Below are 15,002 nucleotides of genomic sequence, written 5' to 3'. Positions count from 1 at the left end.
TCTCCTAGAGGTGACCTTGTGTGTCTGGTGCGTACGTATCATCGTATGGATCGCCGTTGTTCCGTGCCTTCTGGCTGAGTGACGTTTCGAAGAAGGGGGCCAGGGTGGTTCTTCCTGCCTGGGACGACGCCGGCGCGAAGTATGGAACCAAGGTCCGGGTCGCGCTATGGCTGCTGTCCGTTATCGGTGAGGGAAACCTCTTCACCAAGGCGCGGCTACGTGACGCGTTCCCTGGCGTCGAGCAGGTCGACCGGCGGATGCGTGACCTCCGGCCACACGGCTGGCAGATCTTGACCAACAAAGAGGATGCCTCACTTAGCCCGAACGAACTGCGCTTCGCCAAGGCCGGCGAGGAAGTCTGGGATCCACGGAAAACCAGTGCGTCCAGCGAAACGCTCTCTAACAAGCAGCGCATGGCTGTCTTCGTCGGCGACGACTTCATGTGCGTTATATGCGGAATCACCGGCGGTGAAGTTTATCCGGAATCTGAGTATGAAACCGCCCAGCTTACAATAACTCGTCGGCCAGTAGAGCTCGTCGGCGGCGACACTGCTATCCAATACGTCACCGAATGCCGGCGTTGCAAGTCTGGGGGGCCGGTCAGCTCGGCAGCCAGCGTTCCGGAAGTCATTGACAGCATCTCTGTTCTTAGCCCTGACGAGCAGGAGACCCTCGCATCGTGGATAGTCGGCGGCCGTCGGCGCCCCAGCCATGTCGATCGAATCTGGTCGGAGTACAGGAGGCTCCCAGCGGAGGCTCGAGAGAGTGTCGCTGATCATCTCAGATTCACTCTCTGACTTCCATTCCGGGCGAGGGATCTCTGGTCGGGCTCGGGGGAGAAGACCGCTGGCTTTCCTCGTCAAGTTCCCGCGAACCCATTTCTCTCTGCAGTAGTGATAGCTGACGCTTGGCGTCGAGATTTTCTCCCCGGCCGGCTATAGAAAACCAGCGTGCTGCATCACCTAGTTCGCCTGCAGCGCAATATATGTGGGCCAGGTTGTATGCGGCGTCGGAGTGTTTCTGTTTGGCGGCGTATTTGTAATAGAAGATGGCTTGATCTCTGTCTCCGAACCCGTGATGGGCCGTGTAGCCAAGCCAGTAGGCATGCTCGGCGGCCAAGGCCTGTCCTTTCTTGGTTCCCGGAGCGCTTGCCAGCAACTCGGAGGCGTCGGTGTGTGACAGGTCTCTTGCCATGGCAAGCCAGTCTCTTGCCCTTCGGGGGTGCCGGTCAACGGTCGTGACCACTCCGAGGCGGTAGGCGGCCTCGCTTTCCCCTGTGCTTGCCGCACGGAACAGGTCGGCCCCTATCTGGCCATACGTGTTGAGGTACCACCGTTCTTCGGCAGAGAAGTTCTCGAGGGAGGCTGATGTCAGCGCCTTTTCATGGCCGGGAGACGGCGTGTCGGTGGCGATCGCTGGAGACTGGCCGCTGCTCTGGGAGGTGCCGTGAAGGGCGGGGGCAGGATTGGCGATCTCTACCAGCCTGTTCCAGGCAGTCCGGGTTGCGTCGGCGGGATCTAGGTCGAGTACCCGTTGCTCCTTCGCGTATCGATAGCAGGCCCAGAGGATCGGTGCCACCGTCTTCCAGGAGGGAAGTCGATCCGAGTTGAAAATGTTTCCCACGGTTGCTGTTGCCAGCGGGCGTCGAGGGGCGGCATTCCGGTCGAGATCGAACCCGGCTGAGAGTTCGCCGATGACTTTATAGCTCGGCTGTCCGCACGAGTCACGGATCTTCCTGAGCTCGTGTGTCACGCCATACGAGGCGGATCCTTCTTTTTTGGGCATAGAGGACCTTTAACCCTCCTCTGGCGGTGCGGGATCTTGCTGGCCATGCATGGACCATACATGAGCTGTGGGCCATTGGCGACAAAATTCTTTTGTCAACAGAAAGATGACGACCCGCCTGACTCTCGCTAGTCCGAAAAAAGGGATTATGGGGCACGAGCTTCGCCAAAGGTGATTTTTTGCTGTCAAGGTTGCAGCTGTGCCGTCCGTCGCTTTCGATGTCGTGGTGCCGGTCTTTGGGTTTCCCAACTTTTCCCAACTATTCCCAGGTTTTTCGGATGTGCGGCCTCTGCTTGCTGCCAGCGCGCATTCGTGGCTCACTACTGGTGTCGCCCGGAATGAGCTTTGTCCCGGATGGCGCCAGAAGGCGTTCGCGCCTTGGTGAGGGTCTGCCAGGAGGTGGTAGGTGGAATCTGCCGGGAGCGGTGTTGGCTCGCCCATAGGGCGGCTGGAAGAGGTGCCGTTGCGGCACGTCTGGGCGCACGAGGCTCGCGACTTCACGCCGTGGCTGTGGGACAACCCTGGGGAGCTTGGCCGTGTTCTGCGCATGGACCTTGAGTGGAAGCGGAAGGAGTACCCCATTGGGGACTACTTTGCGGATCTGGTCGGGACCGATCGCTCGACGGGGAACACGGTGGTCGTAGAGAATCAGTTGGAGCCCGGCAATCACCGCCACCTCGGACAGCTGCTGACCTACACGACGGGAGTGAGCGTCGATTGCGTGACCGGCGTCTGGGTCGCCGAACGGTTCAGGCCGGAGCACCTCGACACCATCAACCTGCTGAACCGGCTCATGGGGCCGGGGCGACAGTTCTTTGCTGTGAAGGTGGGCGCTTGGCGCATCGGCCAGTCGTCTCCAGCTCCGGACTTCCGGATTAGAGCCCACCCTCAGGGATGGGAGGAGCTTCTGCCTCATAAGCGAAAGAGGAGGAGGCCAGCTTCTGGTTCTCTTCTAGAGTGAGAGACTCACGTGCTCGTCGGCCTCTCGTTAGGGTAGTCGCGGTAGATGACGGGCTTCTTGTCCTTGCCGGGGAAGACCATGATCAATAGTTGGACGGTGCCGTCGGGGGCGTCGATGTTCTCCTGTACGGCCTTGCGGCCGCGGATGTGGACGCGGACGCGGTAGTTTCCCGGGCCGTCGGCCACGAGGTTGGGAAGCTCTTCGCTGTGGCTACCCACGAGGGTCAGGGTGCCCTTCGCGGTCTCTAGCCGACCTCGACGACCTGCTCCCAGCCCCGGGTCTCCACGGGCGGGCGGCGGCGGTAGGCCTCGCCCGTCACGCACGCGTGGCCGACCTCCTCCGCGGCCCAGACGTTCAGTGCGCCGGGCGCGCTTCCGACCAGGTCGGCGACCATGTTGTCGGCCTGCGCTTCCTCGTTTCCCTCGTCCCAGGCGTCGATGTGCCAGAACTCCGTCCACATGGTCGCGCGGGCCTGCCGTACCGGCTTGATCCTCGGGCGGTGGCGGGGGTGGGCGGAGCAGGCCCTCTCTGCCGCCGCGATGTAGGCGGCGCTTTCCGCCTGCCTCTGCCGTTCTTCTTCCGCCAGCACCTCGGCCACCTTGGGGCAGAGCTTCGTCAGTGCCCTTACCAGCGAGAAGCCTGGTGTCCGGCTCATCGCCTTCGCCACGGCGGGCGCGGAGACGTCGCCTCCGTTCCGTACGGCCAGGTCGCACAGGTGGTGGCCGTAGGCCAGGAGCTCCCGGTCGGGCATGTTCGCCAGCTCGGGCACGCCCCTGTCGGGGCGGTCGTCCCGGATCCCGCACAGGAATCCCTTCTCGGGCTCGCTGAGACCGGGGTCCGTGCGGTCGCCGAATCCGGCGCAGTCGAGCTCATGCGTGGTGCTCACCTTGCCGGGCGCCGTGTCGGCCACCGCGAGGACGATCATCATGAACGCGATGGACACCGCGGCCCCCGTACGGGCGAGGCGGTTGCGGCGGGGAGGTCCCGGGCGGCGGACGACGAGGAGTACGAGGACGACGGGGAGCAGGTTGTAGAGGCCCATCGTGATGACCCAGCTCGCTACCTCCGGCGGTCCCCAGCCGTCCACGCACATGGAGTTGCCGGACGCGTCGAGCACGAACAGCAGCGGGGTCGGGAGGTGAAGGACGATCAGCACGGCGACGACGGAGCGGGTCAGGATCCGGCCGAGCCGAGGTCGTTCGATCCGCTCGCTCAGCAGCCGCCCGCCCCAGGCGAGGGCGATCAGCGGCGCGGACCCGAACCACAGAAGGGGAGAGTCCCAGAGTGGGGAGAGCAGGTCCTGTAGTTTGAGGTCGATCTCACGGCCCGTGCACCACCCGTAGGAGACCCAGCCGAAGGAACGCTCGTCCGCCCCGCCGGACAGCGCCGTCGCGATCCAGAAGTAGACGGTGGGGGCCGCGGAGATCAGGATCGCCGCCGTCCAGAGGGCCGATGATCGTTTGGGCACAGGGCGGAGCGTAGAGGGCTCCTGTGACAATTACCGGCGTATATGGCTTTCGCGGTAATTGCGGACTTTGCCGGGGTGTGTTTCGTCGGCGCCGCTTCACTCCGAGGGGCGGGTTCAGCGGTTCGGGAGGGCGGCGGTCGCGGTCCGTGGGTCGGTGAGCGCGGTCCGTGGGTCGGTGAGGCGGACCAGTTCCGGGAGGAGCGTGCCCAGCGGGGCCTCAACGGTGAGGGTGGCGTAGGCGTCGCCGCGGGTCGGGCCCTGGTTGACGATCGCTACGGGGATGCCGTGTTTCGCGGCGTGCAGGACGAACCGGCGGCCCGACATCACCGTCAGCGACGACCCGAGGACCAGGAGCAGGCGCGCGCTCTCCACGAGGGCATAGCACGCGCGCACCCGGTCCCCCGGGACGGTCTCGCCGAAGAAGACGACGTCGGGCTTGAGCGTTCCTCCGTCGCATGCCCGGCACGCGACCACCTGGAACCCGTCGACCTCCTCGTCCCCCAGCTCGACGTCGCCGTCCGGGTTGATCGTGGTGGTCCGGACGCCGAAGTACGGGTTGGCCAGGGTCAGGCGGTGGTCCAGCTCCTTCCGGGAGGTCAGGTCGCCGCAGTCCAGGCAGATCACCTCGCGCAGGCTGCCGTGCAGCTCGATCACCTCCCGTGCGCCGCCCGCCTGGTGCAGGCCGTCGACGTTCTGCGTCACGATGCCCGACACCAGGCCCTGCCGCTGGAGGTCGGCGACCGCGCGGTGGCCGTCGTTCGGCGCCGCCAGAGTCATCGTGCGCCACCCGACGTAGCTGCGGGCCCAGTAGCGCCGTCTGGCCGCGGGGTCGCCGACGAACGTCTGGTAGGTCATCGGGGTGTGCCGGGTCAGGGACCCGTTCGGCCCCCGGTAGTCGGGGATCCCCGACTCCGTCGACAGCCCCGCCCCGCTCAGCACGACGACGTCACCCGCGGCCAGCAGCTCCGCCAGCATGCTCCTGTCCTCGCTCACCTCTCCATGGTGCCCCACCGCGTACGCCGGGGTGCCGGTCGGCCTCGCACCCTCAGGCACACCTCGCGCCCCCGGGGGCACGCGATCGCATCGGTGGGTTCCTCGACCCCGGTGACGGTGACTCTTTTCGGACTTACTTGGATTCGATCCGTCCGAGCGGATCGGGTCCGGCTGTCAGCGCGTCACACGCCGCCCGCCAGGCGGAATCCCCGGGATGGAACCGGGCGCGGAGGTAGGCCCAGGTGAGCCGCTGGACCGCGGCCACTCGCCTGGGATTCTCGTCCGTGGTCTCGGCGACGTCGTATCCGGAGACCCCGCCGAGCCCGTGCTCCGCGTCGAACAGGGTGAGCAGGGACTTGGGGCCCGGGGACAGGAAGTACGGATCGGCGTGCCAGTCCGGGCCCCGGACCGTCAGGTGGGCGGAGGCGTCCTTGTCACCGGCGACCACGAGTGCGGGCGTCGTCATCTCGGAGAAGTCCGTGGTCAGGAGGAAAGGGTAGTTCTCGGCCACGGGCTCGGTGAGAGCGTCGCCGCCTCTGCCGGGAGCGGCGAGCAGTACACCCGCCGTGATCCGGGGCTCGGCCAGGTTCACCTCCGTTCCGTCGTGGGGATCGGTGAGCCGCGCGCCCAGCAGAAGGCTCGCGGTGTGGCCGCCCATCGAGTGTCCCGCCACGGCGACCTTGCTCCGGTCCAGGCGGCCGAGGAGCTGCGGGACGGCGGCCTCGATCTCGTCGAGCCGGTCGAGGATGCGCTTCATGTCCTCGGCCCGCGAGCGCCAGTACATCGGCGCCTCAGGGGCGTCGGAGTTCAGGTTCAGCGTCGTCGAGCTCAGATGGGTGGGCTGGATCACGACGAAGCCGTGCGCCGCCCAGTAATCGACGAGGGGGGCGTAGCCGTTCAGTGAGGAGAGGTTGTTCGAGTGGCCCTGACCGTGCGAGAGAAGGACGATCGGCAGTTCGCTTCCGGTCATGGGCGCGGAGACGCGCATCCGCAGGTTCACGGCGCGGCCGGGAACCGACAGCACCACCGGACCGACCGACAGGACGGGAGCGGACACACCGCCGGTCTCGTCCGTGATCGCCATGGCTGATTCGCTCATAGGGAGACCTTCCTTGCTGTTTCGTGGCTGATGTGGCCGGGTCGACGCGCCGCGGGCCGTTGCCGGGCTCGCGCGGCGACAGTGCGTGGTTGGTCGACGGGTCCCCGCTCTGACATCATGGATAAGCGGGACGCTGTCCCGTTTGACGATATGGGACGTTGTCCCGTTTATCAACCCGGTAGCGGAGGAAGCGGTGCGATGAACGACAGTGACCGGGGCACAGGGCGCGCAGCCCGCCCCAAACGGGCGGACGCCCAGCGCAACAAGGAGAATCTGCTCGACGCGGCCGCCTCGATCTTCGTCACGTCAGGTGTGGAGGCGCCGATCCGCGACATCGCGGCCAAGGCCGGCGTCGGGACGGCCACGATCTACCGCCACTTCCCGACGCGAGCGGATCTCATCATCGCCGTCTACCGGCACCAGGTCGAAGCCTGCGCCGAGGCCGGCCCGGCCCTGCTGGCCAACGCCGACTCTCCGTTCGCGGCGCTCCGTCAGTGGGTCGACCTCTTCGTTGATTTCCTGGTCACGAAGCACGGGCTCGCCAACGCGCTGCAGTCGGACAGCGGCGGCTTCGACGCGCTGCACGCCTACTTCCTCGACCGCCTGGTGCCCGTGTGCGCGCGGTTGCTCGACGCCGCGGTCGACGCCGGTGAGATCAGACCCGGTACGCACGCCTACGAACTGATGCGCGGCATCGGCAACCTCTGCGTCGGGCGTGACAGCGACCCGCGCTACGACCCCCGCCGACTGGTCGAACTTCTCCTCCGGGGACTACGGCGACCGTAGCCGTCCTGATGCCGGGGACACTCGACGCCCCTTCGAGACCGGCCGTGGCCGTCGCGGGTGTGGCGGTCATGGGAGTCATGGGAGTCATGGTGGTCACGGCGATCGACGCATGGGCGCCGCCGTCCATGTCGCCGTTCATGCCACCGGACGTGTCGCCGTTCATGCCGCCGGGCACCGCCGTCTACGTCCCGGTGGCGGTCGGTACGTGATCGCCGCGGATCGACTGCCAGATGCGTTCGGGGAGCAGGCGGGCCGCGACCGCCAGGTCGACGTCGGGTGCTCCGGCGAGCCAGCGGCGGGAGATCTCCGCCAGGGGGCCGATCACGAGCATCTCGGTGAGAGGATCGGGCAGCGCGACGACGTGCCCGGCCTCCACGTGGGGGCGGAGCCAGTCGGCGATCCGGCGCATCTTCGGGGCCTTCGCCTCCGCGATGCGCTCCGCATGAAGCGGCAGGAAGTCGGCGTGGGCCGAGGCGTGGATGAAGTGCGCCGCGGGCCGGTTGTCCCGGGTGAACCGCAGATACGCCTCGACGAGGGCCCGTATGCCGGTGCGGGCCGTTCTGGAGCGTTCGAGCGCGGTGATGAGCGTGTCGAGCAGTTCGGCCATGCAGTGGTTGTAGAGGGCCGCGGTGAGCCCGTCGAGGCTGCCGAAGTGGTGGTAGAGGCTGCCGCTGCTGACACCGGTCTCGGCGATCAACGCGGTCATGGTCAGCGCGCCGGGTCCCTGGGCCCCGTAGAGGTCGAGTGCCGCCGCCAGGACCCTGTCGGCGGTCTCCTCGCCTCGCCGCTGCTTAGGTGACATCGTGCCGGGCCGGAGGTGGGGTCGGGCCGAGGCCGGTGAGCTCCAGCGCCTGTGTCCAGAGCCGTTCGGCGAGTACGGCGTCGGTGGCGACCGGGGCCGGCGGCTGTTCGGCGTCGAGGTGGAAATAGCGGCCGGTCCGCCCGGCCTCCTGTTCGGCCAGCGCGAGCCTGACGACGGGCCGGGCACCCGTCTCCGGGCTCTTCCACAGCAGTTTCGCCGCCTTGAGCAGGTAGCCCAGGGGGCCGCCGCGATCTCCCAGCCCGGTGCGGATCACCCCGGGGTGCACGGCGTTGACGGTCACCCCGGCATTCTTCCAGCGATCGGCGAACCGCGGCACCAGCAGCAGGTTGCACAGCTTGGTGTCGGCGTAGGTCCGCATCGGGTGGAAGTCCAGGCCGGTGGGGGTGCGCTCCGGATCGGCCTGCCCCTTGACGTACAGCCCGGCGCTGACCTGCACGACCCGTGCCCCGGAGGCGGTCAGCACCGGTTCCAGTTCGTGGTTGAGCAGGAACGGCGCGAGATGGTTGACGACGAAGGACTGCTCCAGCCCGTCCTCGTTCAGGATCCTCCGGCTCGGCCACAGACCGGCGTTGTGGACCAGTACGTCGATGCGCGGGCAGGTCTCGCGGAGCGCCCGGGCGGTCGCTCGCGTTCCCCGGACGCCGGACAGGTCGCCGACGACCAGGCGCACCCGGGCCCCATCGGCTCCGGCGGTTCCGGCGGTTCCAGCGGTTCCGGTGGATTCAACGCTCCCGGTGGCTCCGGCGAGCGATGCCCGCGCGGCCTCGCCCCGTTCCCTGTCACGTGCGACCAGCACCACCTCGCACCCGTCCTGGAGCAACCGTGCGGCGACGGCGTATCCGATGCCACGGTTGCCGCCTGTCACCACGGCCGTCCGGGTGGGGGCCGGCCGCTGTGTCTCCGCGTTGTCCATGGCCGGGAGTCTAGAGGAGATTCAGAGAGTCTCTCTAGAGAGAGTCTCTAGATTTCGGCGACGGAGAGGGGCAGTCCCGCAGGCGTCGTGAGCCCGGCGAAGCGGAAGGTTTAGCCGAAAGTCTCATGACCATCGCTCTACGGACGCTCGATAATCCCTGGTGTGACGGACCTGGGCAGCCTGGTGCAGGAGACCGCGAGCCGGTTGGCGGAGCGGCATGTGGGAGTGGTGGTAGCCGCGATCGCGGGGGACTCCGTGGAGATCCGGGGCGCCGGGCGGACGGGCGGAGGGTACGGCGGCGCGTCCGGTGGCGGGCGTGACGGCGTGCCCGGGGCCGACACGGTGTTCGAGATCGGCTCCGTGACGAAGGTGTTCACGGCGCTGCTGCTGGCACGGATGGCCGTCGCGGGTACGGTCGACCTCGACGAGCCACTGGTCGGGCTGCTGCCCGAGGGGGCGCGTGTGCCGTCGCGGGACGGTCAGGAGATCACGCTGCGGCACCTGGCGACGCACACCTCGGGGCTGCCCCGGCTGCCCAGGGGGATGTTCCTGTCCTCGCTGCTGCACCCGTCGGCGCCTGATCCGTATGCGGGCTGCACCACGGACGTCCTGCTGCGAGGGCTGGCCGAGACCGGGCTGCGGGCCACGCCGGGGCACCGGTTCCGATACTCGAACCTCGGGGCGGGACTGCTGGGGCTGGCGCTCGCCCACCGGGCCGGTGCCGCCTACGAGACGCTGGTCGCCCGGGAGATCTGCGCTCCCCTGGGGCTGGCCGACACCGGCGTCACCGTTGACGGTGAGCGGGCCGGGTGCCTCGCCCAGGGGCACGACCGGCGCCGCCGGCCTGTCTCGCCGTGGCACCTCGCGGACCTGGTGGGGGCGGGCGGGCTGCGGTCGACGGCGGCCGACCTGGTCACCTTCGTCCGTGCTCAGCTGGATGTGAGCATCGGTGAGAGCGCCGGTGAGAGCGCCGTCCAGGTGGGCCGGGGCACGGGCGAGCTGATTGAGGCGATCCGGCTCAGCCGGGAGGTCAAGCAGCGGATCAATCCCTACGCCTGGATACACCTCGGCTGGATGGGGCAGCGTCTGCATCCCCGGCAGGGCGCTCACCTGTGGATCTGGCACAACGGCGGGACCGGTGGCTTCGTCTCCTTCGTGGGGTTCGACCCGGAGAGGGGCGTGGCCGTCATCGTGCTCGGCAACACGCAGCGGTCGGTGGACAGGGCGGGGTTCGACCTCCTGCGGACCCTGGAGACGCGGGCCCTGGAGACGGAGCGCTCCTGAGAGGGCGGAGTCCGGGGACAGGGACTCAGGGACTCCAGGGAGGCAGAGTGCTCCTGAGGAGGCGGGCCCGGGGGAGTGAGGTTCCCCGGGCCCGCCTGTTCGGTCTCGGGTCAGGTGGTCGAGGGCTCCCCGTCCGCCGGGACCAGGGCTCCGGCGAACTGGGCGGAGTAGAGGCGGTGGTAGGCGCCTTCGGCGGCGAGGAGTTCCTCGTGGGTGCCCTGTTCGACGATGCTGCCCGCCTCCATCACCAGGATCAGGTCCGCGTCGCGGATGGTGGACAGGCGGTGGGCGATGACGAAGCTGGTCCGGTCGGAGCGCAGGGCGGCCATCGCGTGCTGCACCAGGACCTCGGTACGGGTGTCGACCGCGCTGGTCGCCTCGTCGAGGATGAGCAGCGACGGGTCGGACAGGAAGGCGCGGGCGATGGTCAGCAGCTGTTTCTCGCCGGCGCTGACGTTGCCGCCCTCCTCGTCGATCACGGTGTCGTAGCCGTCGGGCAGGGTGCGGACGAACCGGTCGACGTATGTCGCCCGGGCGGCGGCCTGGATCTGCTCCTCGGTCGCCTGGGGGTTGCCGTAGGCGATGTTCTCGCGGATGGTCCCGCCGAACAGCCAGGTGTCCTGGAGCACCATGCCGGTCTGCGCGCGCAGGTCGTCGCGGCGCATCGCGGTGATGTCGACGCCGTCGAGGGTGATGCGCCCGCCGTCCAGCTCGTAGAAGCGCATGATCAGGTTGACGAGGGTGGTCTTCCCGGCGCCGGTCGGGCCGACGATCGCGACCGTGTGCCCGGGTTCGGCCACCAGGGACAGGTCCTCGATGAGGGGCTGCTCCGGGGTGTAGCTGAAGGACACGTGCTCGAACTCGACGCGGCCCCGCCGTACGGCCGGCAGCACCGGGTCCGCGGGATCCGGGGACTGCTCCTCGGCGTCCAGCAGCTCGAAGACCCGCTCGGCGGAGGCCACCCCCGACTGCAGCAGGTTGGCCATCGAGGCGACCTGGGTCAGGGGCTGGGTGAACTGCCGGGAGTACTGGATGAACGCCTGGACGTCGCCCAGGCTCATCGTCCCGGTGGCGACCCGTACGCCTCCGACGACGGCGACCGCGACGTAGTTGAGGTTCCCGATGAACATCATCGTCGGCATGATGATCCCGGAGATGAACTGGGCGCCGAAGCTGGCCTTGAACAGCTCCTCGTTCCTGGCCTGGAAGGCCTGCTCCACCTCGGGGCCGCGCCCGAAGACCTTCACCAGCTCGTGGCCGGTGAACGCCTCCTCGATGTGGGCGTTCAGGGAGCCGGTGTGGGTCCACTGCGCGACGAACTGCTTCTGCGAGCGTTTGGCGATCCGGCTGGTGACGATCGCCGACACCGGGATGGTCACCAGCGCGATCAGCGCGAGCAGCGGCGAGATCACGAACATCATCACCAGTACGCCGATCAGGGTCAGCAGCGAGTTCAGCAGCTGGCTCAGCGTCTGCTGCAGGGTCTGGGACACGTTGTCGATGTCGTTGGTGACCCGGCTGAGCAGCTCGCCGCGCGGCTGGCCGTCGAAGAACCGCAGGGGGAGCCGGTTCAGTTTGTCCTCGACGTCCGCCCGCAGCCGGTACACGGTGCTCTGCACCACGTCGTTGAGCAGGTAGCCCTGCAGCCAGCTGAAGACCGACGCCGCGACGTAGAGCGCCAGGGCCCAGGACAGGACCGTGGCCAGCGCGGCGAGGTCGATGCCGTGGCCGGGGACGACGTCCATCCGGGCGAGCAGGTCGGCGAAGTTGCCGTTGCCCGAGGCGCGGGCGGCCTCGACCGCCTGCTCGGTGGTCGTGCCGGGGGGCAGCCGCTTGCCGATCACCCCGCTGAAGATCAGGTCTGTCGCCTGGCCGAGGATTTTCGGCCCTATGACGCTGAACACCACACTGACCACGGCGAGGAGGAGCACCGCCACGAGTCTCGGGCGTTCGGGGCGCAGGCGTCCGAGGAGGCGCCGCAGGGACGGCCCGAAGTTCATCGACTTCTCCGCGGGCATCCCGGCTCCCCCGAAGGGACCCCGGCCGAAGGGACCGCCCCCCATCGGCGGGCGTGGTCGTGCGGTCGTCACGGACCTCTCGCTCATGCTGCCCTCTCCGCGGTCAGTTGGGACTCGACGATCTCGATGTAGGTCGGGCAGGATTCCAGCAGCTCGTCATGGGTGCCCCGGCCGACGATCACGCCGTCGTCGAGCACGATGATCTGGTCGGCGTCGGCGATGGTCGAGACCCGCTGGCCGACGATGACGACGGCGGCCTGCGCGGTGTACGGCCGCAGGGCGGCGCGCAGCCGGGCGTCCGTGGCCAGGTCGAGGGCCGAGAACGAGTCGTCGAACAGGTAGATCTCGGGCTTGCTGACCAGCGCCCTGGCGATCGAGAGCCGCTGCCGCTGCCCGCCGGAGACGTTCGTGCCGCCCTGGGTGATGGGCGCGTCGAGACCTTCCGGCATCTCCTCGACGAAGCCGCGGGCCTGGGCGATCTCGAGCGCCTCCCACAGCTCCTCGTCGGTCGCGTCCGGGTTGCCGTAGCGCAGGTTGCTCGCGACGGTGCCGCTGAACAGGTACGGCTTCTGCGGTACGAGGCCGATGCGGGTCCAGAGCAGCCGGGGATCCAGGTCGCGGACGTCGACCCCGTCGACCGAGACCGTGCCCGAGGTGGCGTCGAACAGCCGGGGCACCAGGGAGACCAGCGTCGTCTTGCCCGACCCGGTGCTGCCGATGATCGCGGTGGTCTGCCCGGCGGTGACGCGGAACGAGATGCCGGACAGCACCGGTGCCGCGGCGCCCGGGTAGCGGAACTCGACGTCGCGCAGCTCCAGTTCGGCGCGGGTGTGCACCTGCCGTACGGGGTCCTGGGGCGGCTTCACCGACGACTCGGTGTTCAGCACCTCGCCGATGCGGTCGGCGCAGACGGCCGCGCGCGGGATCATGATCGAGATGAAGGTGGCCATCATCATCGAGGAGAGGATCTGCATCAGGTACATGAGGAAGGCGGTGAGGGCGCCGACCTGCATCTCGCCGCTGTCCACGCGGCCCGCGCCGAACCAGAGCACGGCGACGCTGGAGGCGTTGAGGATCAGCATCACGACGGGGAAGATGAGCGAGGTCAGCCGTCCGACGCGCAGCGCGGTCCCGGTCAGCGCGTCGTTCGCCTCGGCGAACCTGCGGGTCTCCTCGCGCTCCCTGACGAAGGCGCGTACGACGCGGATGCCGGAGAGCTGTTCGCGGAGCACCTGGTTGACCGTGTCGATCCTGGTCTGCATCGCGCGGAACTGGGGGACCATGCGGAAGACGATCGTGCCGATCGACACCAGCAGCACCGGGACGCAGACCAGCATGAGCCAGGACAGGCCGACGTCCTGCCGCAACGCCATGATGATGCCGCCGACGCACATGATCGGCGCGGCGACCAGCATCGTGCAGGTCATCACGACGAGCATCTGGACCTGCTGCACGTCGTTGGTGCTGCGGGTGATCAGCGAGGGTGCCCCGAAGTGGGAGACCTCCCGGGCGGAGAACGTGCTCACCCGGTGGAAGAGGGCTGACCTGACGTCCCGCCCGAAGCCCATCGCCGCGTGGGCGCCGTAGCGGACCGCGGCGATCGAACAGGCGATCTGCACGAGGGAGACGGCCAGCATCAGGCCGCCGGCGTACAGGATGTAGCCGGTGTCGCCGGTGGCGACGCCCTGGTCGATGATGTCGGCGTTCAGGCTGGGCAGGTACAGCGAGGCGATGGTGCCGATGAGCTGCAGCAGCACCACGGCGATCAGGGACGATGAGTAGGGCCGCAGATGGGTGCGCAACAGGCGGCTCAGCATGGGGACTCTCCACTGGGGATGTCGGGGGAGGTTGTCTCGGAGGTGGGACGGAGCCGGATACCGTCCAGCAGCATGGAGACGATCTCCGCGGGCGGGAGCACGTCGTCTCCGACGAAACGGGGATGACTGTACGCGATGGCCAGTATGTGCAGCCGACGCGCGGCCTCGTCGGGCTCGCACCGCAGCCGGTCGCGGTCGGGCTCGATCAGGTTGGTGAGCATCTGCCGGATGACGGCTCCCTGCTCGGCCCTGACCTGGCGGAGACGGTCGAAGTCGCCGCCCGTCGCCAGCGCGTCCACCAGGCGGAAGATGCGCGCCGTACGCCACTGCAGGACCTCGACCGCGGCGGCGAGCCTGCTGTGCAGGGAAGCGGTACGGTCGACGGCCGCCAGCTCGCGCAGCAGCGGGGCGGAGTCGAAGGCGCTGGTGATGGCCGCGTCCACGAGCTCGTCCTTGGTCGCGAAGACGCGGAAGATCGTTCCCTCGGCGACGCCCGCCGCCTGCGCGATCTGCCGGGTGGTGACGTCCGGGCCGTGGGTGAGCACCAGGGCCAGGGTGGAGGCGATGAGCGCGGCACGTCGCTCGTCCGGCGGCAGGGGAGCGGCGCGCTGGGAGATCGAGATCATGCGAATAGCCTAGTATGAGTGAGTTACTCACTCACTTGATTTATGTCCCCGTTGTAGGGGTCTGTGAGAGCGGAGGGCCGCAGTAGGGATGTCGGGGGCCGTCCGCGGAGATTCGGCGGTGGACCAATCCGGCGGGTGGGCCGCTACGAAGCCCTGTTGTCGGAGTGATGGGCTCCGGCCGTCCGCTCGTTGTCACTCCATGCTGCACGGCGGATGGAACCGCGTGGCCGGGGGCTGGAGGGGGCTCGGGTCACGCGGTTCACTGTGTTCACTGTGTTCGGGATGTTCGGGGTGTCCGGGGTGTCTGGGCTGTTCGGGGTGTTTTCGCGGATGCGCGGCTCGCTCCGCGGGGACCGAGGATCAGGGGGCGGAGTGGGGCTGACCTGCGTGATCGTCGGGTGGCGTCGTTAGGGCGACGAGGGGCGGGGG

General features: G+C 68.3%; 15 protein-coding genes. 5 read left to right on the top strand and 10 right to left on the bottom strand.

Features of this window, described 5'->3' with window-relative positions:
* Nucleotides 1–56 precede the first annotated feature (56 nt).
* A complete protein-coding gene (locus AB0N02_RS12135) occupies nucleotides 57–797 on the top strand; it encodes a hypothetical protein (protein ID WP_363945172.1) in 741 nt (246 codons plus the stop codon).
* Here AB0N02_RS12135 and AB0N02_RS12130 read toward each other — a convergent pair.
* Nucleotides 787–1,752 (bottom strand): hypothetical protein, encoded by a 966-nt coding sequence (locus AB0N02_RS12130; RefSeq protein WP_363945170.1) that lies wholly within the window; start codon nucleotides 1,750–1,752, stop codon nucleotides 787–789. The genes AB0N02_RS12135 and AB0N02_RS12130 overlap by 11 nt on opposite strands.
* A gap of 439 nt (nucleotides 1,753–2,191) precedes the next feature.
* Here AB0N02_RS12130 and AB0N02_RS12125 point away from each other — a divergent pair, with 439 nt between their 5' ends.
* Nucleotides 2,192–2,746: a hypothetical protein gene (locus tag AB0N02_RS12125; protein ID WP_363945168.1), complete on the top strand. Its 555-nt coding sequence runs from the start codon at nucleotides 2,192–2,194 to the stop codon at nucleotides 2,744–2,746.
* Between the two features lie 5 nt (nucleotides 2,747–2,751).
* Here the strand turns inward: AB0N02_RS12125 and AB0N02_RS12120 are convergent, their stop codons facing one another.
* The 4 genes from AB0N02_RS12120 to AB0N02_RS12105 all read right to left on the bottom strand — a co-directional run bounded on the left by AB0N02_RS12120 (nucleotide 2,752) and on the right by AB0N02_RS12105 (nucleotide 6,306).
* Nucleotides 2,752–2,964 carry a hypothetical protein gene (locus tag AB0N02_RS12120; protein WP_363945167.1) on the bottom strand — a complete coding sequence of 71 codons (213 nt, stop codon included), beginning with the start codon at nucleotides 2,962–2,964 and terminating at the stop codon, nucleotides 2,752–2,754.
* Nucleotides 2,965–2,990: 26 nt separating this feature from the next.
* Complete coding sequence (locus AB0N02_RS12115) at nucleotides 2,991–4,214, bottom strand: hypothetical protein (RefSeq protein WP_363945165.1); 1,224 nt, start codon at nucleotides 4,212–4,214, stop codon at nucleotides 2,991–2,993.
* 114 nt (nucleotides 4,215–4,328) lie between these two features.
* Complete coding sequence (locus tag AB0N02_RS12110; RefSeq protein WP_363945163.1) at nucleotides 4,329–5,207, bottom strand: NAD-dependent protein deacetylase; 879 nt, start codon at nucleotides 5,205–5,207, stop codon at nucleotides 4,329–4,331.
* 133 nt (nucleotides 5,208–5,340) lie between these two features.
* Nucleotides 5,341–6,306, bottom strand: a complete 966-nt coding sequence (locus tag AB0N02_RS12105; RefSeq protein ID WP_363945162.1) for a chlorophyllase — start codon at nucleotides 6,304–6,306, stop codon at nucleotides 5,341–5,343.
* Between the two features lie 198 nt (nucleotides 6,307–6,504).
* On the opposite strand from AB0N02_RS12105, the gene AB0N02_RS12100 reads away from it, so the two are divergent.
* Together AB0N02_RS12100 and AB0N02_RS12095 are read left to right on the top strand one after the other, a co-directional pair.
* The gene (locus AB0N02_RS12100) at nucleotides 6,505–7,092 is read left to right on the top strand and encodes a TetR/AcrR family transcriptional regulator (protein WP_363945161.1); all 588 of its coding nucleotides are present in this window, start codon (nucleotides 6,505–6,507) and stop codon (nucleotides 7,090–7,092) included.
* 8 nt (nucleotides 7,093–7,100) lie between these two features.
* A complete protein-coding gene (locus AB0N02_RS12095) occupies nucleotides 7,101–7,301 on the top strand; it encodes a hypothetical protein (protein ID WP_363945160.1) in 201 nt (66 codons plus the stop codon).
* On the opposite strand, the gene AB0N02_RS12090 is transcribed toward AB0N02_RS12095, so the two are convergent.
* Together AB0N02_RS12090 and AB0N02_RS12085 are read right to left on the bottom strand one after the other, a co-directional pair.
* On the bottom strand, nucleotides 7,274–7,894 hold the full coding sequence (locus AB0N02_RS12090; protein ID WP_363945158.1) for a TetR/AcrR family transcriptional regulator: 621 nt from the start codon (nucleotides 7,892–7,894) through the stop codon (nucleotides 7,274–7,276). The genes AB0N02_RS12095 and AB0N02_RS12090 overlap by 28 nt on opposite strands.
* On the bottom strand, nucleotides 7,884–8,828 hold the full coding sequence (locus AB0N02_RS12085) for an SDR family NAD(P)-dependent oxidoreductase (RefSeq protein WP_363945156.1): 945 nt from the start codon (nucleotides 8,826–8,828) through the stop codon (nucleotides 7,884–7,886). Before AB0N02_RS12085 ends, AB0N02_RS12090 begins: the two co-directional genes overlap by 11 nt.
* A gap of 162 nt (nucleotides 8,829–8,990) precedes the next feature.
* Between AB0N02_RS12085 and AB0N02_RS12080 the strand changes: the two genes are divergently transcribed.
* Complete coding sequence (locus AB0N02_RS12080; protein ID WP_363945155.1) at nucleotides 8,991–10,112, top strand: serine hydrolase domain-containing protein; 1,122 nt, start codon at nucleotides 8,991–8,993, stop codon at nucleotides 10,110–10,112.
* A gap of 110 nt (nucleotides 10,113–10,222) precedes the next feature.
* On the opposite strand, the gene AB0N02_RS12075 is transcribed toward AB0N02_RS12080, so the two are convergent.
* The 3 genes from AB0N02_RS12075 to AB0N02_RS12065 form a co-directional block, all read right to left on the bottom strand.
* The gene (locus tag AB0N02_RS12075; RefSeq protein WP_363945153.1) at nucleotides 10,223–12,130 is read right to left on the bottom strand and encodes an ABC transporter ATP-binding protein; all 1,908 of its coding nucleotides are present in this window, start codon (nucleotides 12,128–12,130) and stop codon (nucleotides 10,223–10,225) included.
* A gap of 83 nt (nucleotides 12,131–12,213) precedes the next feature.
* Nucleotides 12,214–13,947 carry an ABC transporter ATP-binding protein gene (locus AB0N02_RS12070; protein WP_363945151.1) on the bottom strand — a complete coding sequence of 578 codons (1,734 nt, stop codon included), beginning with the start codon at nucleotides 13,945–13,947 and terminating at the stop codon, nucleotides 12,214–12,216.
* The gene (locus AB0N02_RS12065) at nucleotides 13,941–14,573 is read right to left on the bottom strand and encodes a TetR/AcrR family transcriptional regulator (protein ID WP_363945150.1); all 633 of its coding nucleotides are present in this window, start codon (nucleotides 14,571–14,573) and stop codon (nucleotides 13,941–13,943) included. The genes AB0N02_RS12070 and AB0N02_RS12065 overlap by 7 nt, the downstream gene beginning before the upstream one ends.
* Nucleotides 14,574–15,002 lie beyond the last annotated feature (429 nt).

The sequence above is a fragment of the Streptosporangium sp. NPDC051022 genome, assembly GCF_040683035.1.
In the GTDB taxonomy this organism is placed as follows: Bacteria; Actinomycetota; Actinomycetes; order Streptosporangiales; family Streptosporangiaceae; genus Streptosporangium.
The sequence above is the reverse complement of the archived record's forward strand: the minus strand, read 5'-3'. Positions and strand labels throughout refer to the sequence as shown.